Origin of the sequence: Anditalea andensis, from assembly GCF_000714815.1 — a bacterium.
Lineage (GTDB): Bacteria > Bacteroidota > Bacteroidia > Cytophagales > Cyclobacteriaceae > Anditalea > Anditalea andensis.
Window position 1 is genome coordinate 385,728 of record NZ_JMIH01000022.1, and the last position, 9,766, is coordinate 395,493.

6 protein-coding genes are annotated in these 9,766 nt (G+C 41.1%); all 6 read left to right on the top strand.

Annotated features, from left to right (window positions below):
* Positions 1 to 275 precede the first annotated feature (275 nt).
* Entirely contained in the window at positions 276 to 470 is a 195-nt protein-coding gene (locus EL17_RS14540) for a hypothetical protein (RefSeq protein WP_035075460.1), read from the top strand.
* A 130-nt stretch (positions 471 to 600) separates the two neighbouring features.
* Positions 601 to 1,653 (top strand): DUF4221 family protein, encoded by a 1,053-nt coding sequence (locus tag EL17_RS14545; RefSeq protein WP_240486000.1) that lies wholly within the window; start codon positions 601 to 603, stop codon positions 1,651 to 1,653.
* A 100-nt stretch (positions 1,654 to 1,753) separates the two neighbouring features.
* Positions 1,754 to 2,086: a hypothetical protein gene (locus tag EL17_RS14550; protein ID WP_164675092.1), complete on the top strand. Its 333-nt coding sequence runs from the start codon at positions 1,754 to 1,756 to the stop codon at positions 2,084 to 2,086.
* Positions 2,087 to 2,435: 349 nt separating this feature from the next.
* Positions 2,436 to 3,512: an efflux RND transporter periplasmic adaptor subunit gene (locus EL17_RS14555; protein ID WP_035075468.1), complete on the top strand. Its 1,077-nt coding sequence runs from the start codon at positions 2,436 to 2,438 to the stop codon at positions 3,510 to 3,512.
* 4 nt (positions 3,513 to 3,516) lie between these two features.
* Positions 3,517 to 6,552, top strand: coding sequence for an efflux RND transporter permease subunit (locus EL17_RS14560; RefSeq protein ID WP_035075471.1), 3,036 nt, complete (start codon positions 3,517 to 3,519; stop codon positions 6,550 to 6,552).
* A partial coding sequence (locus tag EL17_RS14565) for an efflux RND transporter permease subunit (protein ID WP_084166232.1) occupies positions 6,549 to 9,766 on the top strand: 3,218 nt, incomplete at its 3' end. The genes EL17_RS14560 and EL17_RS14565, both read left to right, overlap by 4 nt.

Genomic DNA, 9,766 nt, shown 5'->3' on the forward strand with positions numbered 1-9,766 from the left:
ATGTGATTCTTCGTAGGGAAAAACCTTCTTAGTAAGTTGTTCTTCTTTGTACGGGAAGGAGTGAATTAATAATGTAAAGATAAAAATATATCTATTCTTTGCTGCTTCCATCCTCTTTTTATATGTATTAATAAAAAGTTCTATTCTTTATGGTTATAGTCAACAAGGAGTAGAAGAAGAAATTTTTTTCAAAATAAATATAAAGATTTTTGTAAATAAAAAAAAGTAATGTAAGTTTGGTTCACTAAATTTAACCACTTTAAATGTATTTAATCATGACAATCAAAAAAATCCAAATTGTCTCAATTCTTAGCTTTACATTAATAGGTGGTGGCTTTATGTTATCTATTCAGCAGGATGCTAATGCTGAAGTTTCTATTAATGCAACTTGCCAATATGATGATGCAGGTTGTGTCAATACAGTAACAACCAACATGTGTTATTGTGAAGTTCAGCCAGTTGTTCATTAACAAGTTTACATCAACGCCACAGAAATTTATGTGGCGTTTTTATTTTTATTTTATGAAAATCTCTGGTGCTTTATTAGTGGTTTTATTGAATTTCTCCTCATGTAATGGTCCGGAAACTAAAAAGTTGTCCATGGAAAAAGTAGGATTCGTAAAAATCCCTATATCTGGGAATACCTCATCTAGGTCTTCCAGGACCCATTTAGTTTCACTTGATTCCGGAGAGTATCTTGCTAGGCATAGTCGCATTAGTCAGTCGATCCAGCTCTACCATTTAGATGAAGAGCGCTTAGCATATGAATTGTTTTTGGCCAAGGACGGGCCAAACCCTATAAATTTTTATTATGGTTTTAGCTTTATCAGCCCTGATTCAATTTACATTTCTTCTGTCCCTCCTGAAATCATAATGGTAAATCATACGGGGGAAGTCAAAAGCAGGTTTAAAGTAAATAGTCCTGATTTAAAGCTGACATCTTTAAGTGCTTTCAATGGCACCCCTTTAATAAAACACGAAAATATACTATACGGAGCTCAGCCCCTTTTCATGGGGCATCATACAATTGATGTGAGCGAATTTAAGGATCATTACCATATCTTTAAATATCATATTTTAGCGGATACGATTGAATGGTTGCCGATACATTTTAGAGAAGAACATTGGAGTAGAGGTAAAAAAATGGATAATTTTTCTTATTTGATAAAAGGAGATTCCATAATTGTTTCTCCACATCATGATCATGATCTTTGGATCTATCGGCTAAATAGCGGCGAATTAATTGATTACAAAGAAACAAAATCAGCTTATGTTAAAGACTTTCTCTATTTGAATTCTATGCCCACTGGCCATATGGAGGGCCCAGAACTTGTGTTATCACATCCACAATATGAAAATTTTCTTTATGATCGTTTTAGAAATATTTATTACCGATTTTATTATTTGCCATACCATTTTTCAAAGGGAGAGGCATTAATGGATTTACAAAATGATCGGCCATTGATCGGTATTATGGTACTTAACGATCAGCTAGAAATTATAGGTGAATATCATTTTGATAAATTTGAAATAGAAGCAGGTAATTATTTTGTTGGTAAACATGGACTATATCTTTCAAACAACAATTTAAACCATGCTGATTTTTCTGATGATTTTCTTAATTATTCTATAGTTAGATTTAATTATGAATAAAATTTGGTATAGCTGGTTAATAGTCTTAATATGCTTGTCTAGTATAAGCTGTGAAAATACAGAGAAACAGAATTATAATAAATTAATAAATTATTTTAATTTGAAGCAAACTGATCTTCCGATTCTTTTAAATCCAAATGGATGTTCTACTTGTCAAATTTTTTTGTTTAATTATCTGGATAGTATGATAAATGTAAAAGAAAATTTGAAAATTATTGTATTATCAGATAAAAACAAAGAGATTCAACATAAATTAGATAAATTGTCAAATAATTCAGCTGTTATATTTGATAAGGAAAAATATGTTGTATCAAATGACATAGTCAAAAATGAAGAAGAAATTGTTTTTTTAATTAATAATGAAAAGTTTGTATTTACTTATATTGAATATGAAAAAGTAATGCATATGTTGGAAATAGCTTATTTACGATAAGTTATCAAGCATAGTAAATAGTTAATGGCAATGAAATTTTATTTAGGATATAGATAACTATTTGATATAGATAATCATTTAGATGATGTTATTGTGCTAATGTTATGAATTTTATTTTAGATTAAACAACGTTTTTATTCAATATTTATAGGTTTTCAATTTGATTTCTGAGTTTACTATGATTGATTAAGTTTTCCAATGACATATGTATTTCTTGCTAAATAAGCATAATTAACATATGTATTATTATTGGATGTCAAGAAATTTTTGAAAATAAAAAATTTAATACGTATCATTTTTATTTAATATTTTAGTTTATTAGCTTGTCCTAAGGTTAATCTGTTAAGCAATGATCTCAATCTATCGTATAGTCTTACTCTCAATGCTTTTCCCTCTTTTTAGCTCCTGTAAGGAGGAGGATACAGGAAATAAAGAAGAGCCCATTTCTTCCTTCCGTCAGGAAGTATCTGCGACCCAGGTAAGGGTGGCCAAATCAGAACAGCGTTCTTTTGATTATCTCATCAATGCTTCCGGCAAAGTAGAGGCCAGCAGTCAGTTAAAGGTGATCGTAGAAAGGAGTGGCTATTTATCAGAGCTACTTATCAGTGAGGGCCAATACGTGAATCAGGGGCAGGTTATTGCCCGATTGGATAATGCTGATAATGAGTTTAGACTGGAAAAAGCTGTGATCCAATTAAGGATAGCAGAGGCAGATCTGGAAGATAGGAAAATGGGATTTGGAAGAATTTTGTCCGGACAGGATACAAGTGTAAATGCCAGAGAATTTGAGGAAAGGCTACGGGCCAACTCAGGTATCTTATCGGCAGAACTGGAAGTAAGGGAGGCAAAAATGGATCTGGAAAAGGCCATCATCAAAGCACCTATCTCCGGCAAAGTGGCGGATCTGGGCATAAGGAAGGGTAGCCTGGTCAATAGTGGCGATGAACTCTGCGAACTGATCAGTTCGGATCTTTTGGAACTGAAAGTAAAAGTACTGGAATCTGACATCAGCTATATCTCAGGTGGTCAAAATGTAGAAGTATATCCTGTCTCAGGCAGTACAGAAGGACTCAGCGGAAAAGTTAAAAGCATTAACCCAAAAGTGGATGAAAATGGTCTGGTACAGGTAACTATTATACTTTCTAAAGCAGGAAACCTATTACCGGGAATGAATGCCAGGGCAGTTATACGCGCTCCCCAGAACAATAGTATAGTAGTGCCCAAGCAGGCGCTGGTATACAGATCAGGTAGGCCGGTGGTATTTACCCTGGCAGGGAATGAGTCTAAATGGAATTATGTAGAGGTGGGCAAGGACAATGGCCAAGAGGTAGAAATCCTCAAAGGCATAGAACCCAATGAGACCGTGATCACCACCAACAATCTACAGCTCGCTCATCAGGCCCCCGTCCAAATAGTAGAAAATTAAGCTTATGGTAAGATTTCTGCTCACCCGGCCCATAGCGGTTACTATGACTTTTCTGGCACTGATCATATTCAGTGTTATCGTCTTTAGGACCCTGCCGATCAGCCTATTGCCTCCTATAGATGTGCCACAGATCGTGGTAAAGGTAAATTATGCCAATGCCTCCCCTGACGCCATAGAGCAGAATGTGCTCCGTCCGATACGGGAAGGCCTCATTACGCTGAACGGACTGGAAGGAATGGAAAGTAAGGCTGGAAGTGAAGTGGGCACCGTAAGGCTTACCTTTGAGTACGGCACCAAGATGGAGCTGGCTTACATAGACGTCAATGAAAAAATAGACCGGCTTACCAATTCCCTCCCCGCAGGTCTCACACGCCCGCAGGTCATTCGGATCAATACGAATGATATTCCTGTAGTACGCATGCAGGTAATTCCCAAATCAGGAGTAGACCATGCAGAAGTCACTTTACTGACAGAAAATATTCTTAAAAAACGCCTGGAGCAGCTGGAGGGAGTATCTCTGGTGGATATCAACGGTAAGAAAAGCCGGGTCATCACAGTTAATACCGACAAAGCTGCCCTGAATGCGCTTAAGATGACGGAAGAAAATGTCATCAATGCCATCCAATCCGGCAACAGTGACCTGCCCGGTATCAGCGTGGAGGACGGCCAGTTCAGGTATTATTTGAGGTTGGCTACGCGGGTGGACCATCCTGATGATATCAAAAGGTTACCTGTTCGGTCAGAAGATGGCAGCGTTATCGATCTTGGCAGGGTGGCTTCTGTACAGTATGAAATGGAAAAGGCCATGGGTTTTCATCTTTATGAGGAAAAGGAAGCCCTGGTGGTCACAGTCCATAAGCAGGCAGCAGCCAAGATGAATGAACTTCTTCCGCGGATTTATGATGCGGTGGAGCTATTCAGAGATGATTATCCACAAGTGGATTTTGACCTGACCCAGGACCAGTCCACCCTGCTCAATGCCGGTATCAGTAACCTGCAGACCAGCCTTGTATTCGGGGGGCTTTTTGCCTTTGGGGTCCTTTTCATTTTTATGGGTAACTATAGAACGCCCATTATTATCGGTATTAGCTTGCCCACTTCCCTCATCATCAGCTTTCTGGTATTTTACTTTTTTGATATCTCCATCAATGTCATATCGCTAAGCGGATTGGCACTGGGCCTGGGCATGCTGATTGACAATGCCATCATTGTTCTGGATAACATCACCCGCAAGCGGAAAGAAGGGCTTCCCCTTTTTGAGGCATGTGTAGAGGGGGTAAATGAGGTGATGTCCGCTCTGATCAGTTCGGTACTCACCACCCTGGCCGTATTCATTCCATTGATTTTCCTTAGCGGTATATCCGGCGCCCTGTTTTATGATCAGGCGGTATCGGTAGCTGCTATTTTATTTGTGTCCCTAATGGTGGCTTTTATCCTGCTTCCCCTGCTTTACTGGTTGTTCTTCAGAAGCAGAGCGCTTGAGGAGATCAAGGAAGACAGCCGTTTGTTTGTATGGGTATTGGCTGGATATAAAAAGGTGTATAAAAGAATATTTAAGAGAAGAAAACTCAGCCTTGGAATTCTTATCTTAATGATTCCAGTATTGCTTTTGGTCAGCCAGTTATTGGCCGTAGAAGGTTTGCCTCCTATAGAAAAGCTGGATGCCATCGTGGAGATTGACTGGAACGAACCCATAGGTGCCCAGCAAAATAGGGACAGGATAGTGGAAATCTTGTCTTCTATGGAAGGTACTTACCTAAAGTCCGAAAGTGATGTGGGGGTAAGGCAGTTTCTGCTTTATGATGGAGAAAATTCGCTTCAGCAGGCTACGCTATATTTTTTGTTTGAAGACCAAAATGAAAAAAAAAGCAGGATGGAGGGGTTGCGTCAGCTCCTGACAGGAAACTATCCCGAGGCTGCTGTGAATATTGTGGACGCCCCAAATGCTTTTGACCAGCTTTTCAGCTCCGATATGCCTTTCTATGAAGTGAGGTGGAAAGACCTGAAAAGCAAAAAGCCAATTCCCGGTGCCCAGATGGATGATTATCTGAAAGCCTTTCCAGTCACCCAATGGGAAGATGGTCCGGGTCTACAGAAAGAGTCTTCAGTAATCTTTAAACTGAACCTGGAGAAGCTGGCACTTTACGGCGTCAATCCTGCCCATTTTCAGGATAAGTTGCAGAAGCTCTTCGGGAATTTCAATATCACCGATATCAAGCGTTTTGGTGAGATTACACCTATCCTGCTAAAAGAAGACCAAACCAACTTTGAGCAATTGCTCACCTCAAACAGCGTGAGAGGCAAAGATGGTTTGGAGTATGGGTTGCATAACTTTATAGAGTTTACCTATGAAGATCAATTCAAGTTTATCACTGCTGACAAGACCGGTGTTTATCAATCAGTATCGCTTGCAGGAAGCAACCTGACAGGTTATAACCAGGATATCAGAAACTGGGGCAATAATAACCAGCTTAGCATTGATTTCTCGGGGCAGTATTTTCGTGACAGAGAAACCATTCAGCAGCTGATAGGTATACTGATGGTAGCTGTATTGTTGCTGTATTTTATTTTGGCTGCGCAATTTGAAAATTTCGTCCAACCACTGATCGTTATCTTTACCTTACCTCTGGGAATAGGTGGAGCCTTTTTGGTATTGCTGTTTACAGGAACCTCCCTGAATGTGATGTCTGCCATAGGACTGGTTGTGATGCTAGGGATTATGGTAAATGATGCTATCCTAAAAATTGATACGGTTAATAGATTAAGGGCTAAACATATAACAACGACATCTCTTTCTCGGTCAGATATTTTAGAAAGAGCGCTTTATGAAGCTGGTGAGATCAGGCTAAAGCCTATTCTAATGACTTCTATTACTACGATATTGGCTCTTTTGCCGGTTGTATTCAGTGCGGGATTGGGAGCAGATCTGCAGCGTCCGCTTGTATTCAGTGTGATAGGCGGACTGACCATTGGAACATTTACCGCGCTTTATTTTGTGCCCCTGGCATATTGGTTTGTTACTCCAAAAACTAGCAAGTGACCCCATTCAGGATCATCATATCGTTTATTGTCCTGTCCGTCATCGGCTTTGCCCTGGTGCCCAGACTTTCTGTGGACCTGAATCCCAGAGAGCGGGAGCCTGTGCTCCGCATCACCTATAATGTGCCCGGATCCAGTCCAGAGCTGGTGGAGAAGCTTGGGACCTCTCCCCTTGAGGGGACTTTTTCGCAGCTGGCTGACCTGAAAACCATTAACAGTTCCTCTCATTACGACCGGGGTGTGATTACAATGCGTTTTGATAAGCATACTGATATGGAATTCAAGCAGTTTGAGGTGGCATCACTGATCCGCCAGGTGTATCCCTCTATGGATGCTAAAGTGACCTACCCACTGATCTACCAGACTGCCCAGACCCAAAACCAGCAGGTTCCGATCCTTACCTATAGCATTAACGGGCCATTTGCTTCATTTGAGATCAAGAAAATCACCGAGGACGTACTCCTGTCTGCCCTAAACCGATTTGCTGAAATAGAGGAAGTATCAGTTCAGGGTGCCAATGACCTTCAGCTGTACATTACCTATGACATCCAAAAGCTGCAGGCCTTTCAGATCAGTAGAGGGGAACTGATGGAAGCTATCACTTCTTCATTTGGTACCAAATATCCCGGCAATATCATAAACAGTCGGGACCAGACCCTCTTTGTCCAGGTAGACCAGACGCTGACCCATATGAGCCAATTGGAAAATCTACTCATCAGCTCCCGCTTTGGCAAAGAAATTTACCTGAGGGATCTTGCTCAGATTACCCTGGAGGAAGCAGAGGCACAGCGCTACTATAGGATCAATGGCAATAATTCGGTGACTCTATCTGTGACCAATAGGGAAGGCGTAAATAAAGTGCTACTGGCCTCTCAGGTAAAAAAAGCTATTAACGAGGCGAGTCTACTGCTGCCTCCGGGTTTTGAAGTCAGGCTGGAAAATGACGATACCGAGTTTCTGGATAAAGAACTGAATAAAATTTATAAGCGGTCGGGTCTCTCCATTTTGATTTTGATCGTTTTTATTTTTCTTATCAATAGAAACTTAAAATACCTGGCGGTGCTTTTTTTAGGTATAGTGGTAAATATCAGCATCACCGGCATCATCCTGTACCTGATGAAGGTGGATATCCATCTGTATTCTTTGGCAGGTCTGACCATTTCCTTCGGTCTTATTGTGGATAATGCCATCATCATGATCGACCATCTGCACAAGCACAAAAATAGAAAGGTCTTCTTGGCACTGTTGGCAGCTTCACTGACGACGATAGTTGCCCTGCTGATGGTGCTGCTCTTGCCGGAAGAGGATAGAAAAAACCTGACAGAATTTTCACAAGTGGTGGCAGTAATGCTTGCTGTTTCACTGGGTGTGGCACTACTCTTTACGCCCGCTATGTATTCCATGCTCTTTAGGGACAAAAATAAAACGGGACGATCTCTATCTATAAAGCAGCTTCGCAAAAGGCTGAAATATTTTGGGTTATATAATAGGCTTATAAGTTTTTCGGCAAAATATAGAAAAGCATACATCCTGCTTTTAATACTATTATTTGGTATTCCCATATTTTACCTTCCTGCCAAGTGGGAAGGGCAGGAATGGTACAATGAGACTATAGGGAATACGGTTTATCAAGAAGATATCCGGCCTCACGTGGATAAGCTTTTGGGAGGATCCTTCCGCATGTTTGTGCGGGGAGTATATGAAAAATCATCTTATCGCGAGATGGAGAAAACCAGGTTATATGTCAATGCGCGCTTACCCTTTGGCAATACCCTGGATCAGATGGATTTTTTGATCAGGGAATTTGAACAGTATCTAAAAGGCGTGGAGGGAATAGATCAGTTTGTATCCAATGTCTCATCAGGACAGCAGGCCAGCATTACGATCACCTTCAAAGAAGAATATGAACGGGGAGCCTTGCCCTATCAGTTAAAAGGCAGACTTGCGGTAAAGTCGACAGACTGGAGCGGGGCTAACTGGAGCATTTATGGCGTGGGACAGGGGTTTACTGCAGGTGCCGGGGGAGAGGGAATACCGTCTTTTAAGGTCACTATGATGGGCTATAATTTTGACGAGCTGGAGAAGCAGTCAGAGATACTGGCTGAAAAGCTGCTGGAGCATAAAAGAATCCAGGAAGTCAACACCAATGAACGGATGGGCTATAACGAGCGGAAAACAGAGGAATTTGTACTCCGTTTTGACCAGAACCAGCTCGCGCTGAACAATACCGACCAATATGAAGTGGTCAATGCATTATTAGATGTTTCTAAACCTTCCGGACCTGGAGCCATGGTAGCGCTTGATGAAAAGAACTATGGCGTCATGGTCAAGGAGCGAAATGCAGAAAACTATTCAAAGTTTGACCTTGAGAAACGTGGCCTTATAGGTGGCCGGGACAATCTTTTTAAAGTCGGTGATTTTGGATCCCTGACCAAGGAGATTACTACTAATGCCCTGCATAAGGAAAACAGACAGTATATACGGTTAGTGTCTTTTGACTATATGGGTTCTGCAAAATTTGGAAACGAGTACCTGGATCAGGTGCTGGAGGATATGAAGATGAACATGCCGATAGGTTACACCGCTAAAAAGCAGACCTGGAGCTGGGACAGTGAGAAAGCTCAACGACAGTACAGCTTGCTTTTACTGCTAATGGTAGGCATTTATTTCATTTGTAGTGTACTTTTTGAGAACCTTAAGCAGCCCTTTTACATCATTGCCATAGTGCCAATATCCTTTATAGGCTTGTTTTTGATATTTTCTCTTTTTGATTTTTACTTTGACCAGGGGGGCTATGCCGCCTTTGTGCTGCTGGGCGGTTTGGCTGTAAATGCTGCTATTTTCATTGTAAATGACCTGAATAATAGGGTCAGTCGCACCTATAACCGCAATGTCCTTAAAAGTGTCGGTGGTAAGGCCGTCCCCATACTGCTCACCATCATGTCCACCTGCTTTGGCCTGATCCCCTTTATCATGGAAGGACAAAATGAGATCTTCTGGTTTTCTTTGGCGATAGGTACGATAGGGGGGTTGGTTTTTTCTATTGTGGGGGTATTTTGGGCGTTGCCTGTATTTTTGTGGAGGCGTTCTCGCAAGTCTCTGACTAGGGAGTGCTGTTATAGAGTCTCTGACTCAAGTGTAATGGAGTCTCAGACTCTGGAACAAGGTGCCGCATCGGAGATGCTTGCACAACTAACTGCATGCGGTTCTCGCAA

Bases quoted from the DNA above. Each gene is read 5' to 3' on its own strand.
- EL17_RS14540 (WP_035075460.1), top strand. From the start codon at position 276: ATGACAATCAAAAAAATCCAAATTGTCTCAATTCTTAGCTTTACATTA.
- EL17_RS14545 (WP_240486000.1), top strand. From the start codon at position 601: ATGGAAAAAGTAGGATTCGTAAAAATCCCTATATCTGGGAATACCTCA.
- EL17_RS14555 (WP_035075468.1), top strand. From the start codon at position 2,436: ATGATCTCAATCTATCGTATAGTCTTACTCTCAATGCTTTTCCCTCTT.
- EL17_RS14560 (WP_035075471.1), top strand. From the start codon at position 3,517: ATGGTAAGATTTCTGCTCACCCGGCCCATAGCGGTTACTATGACTTTT.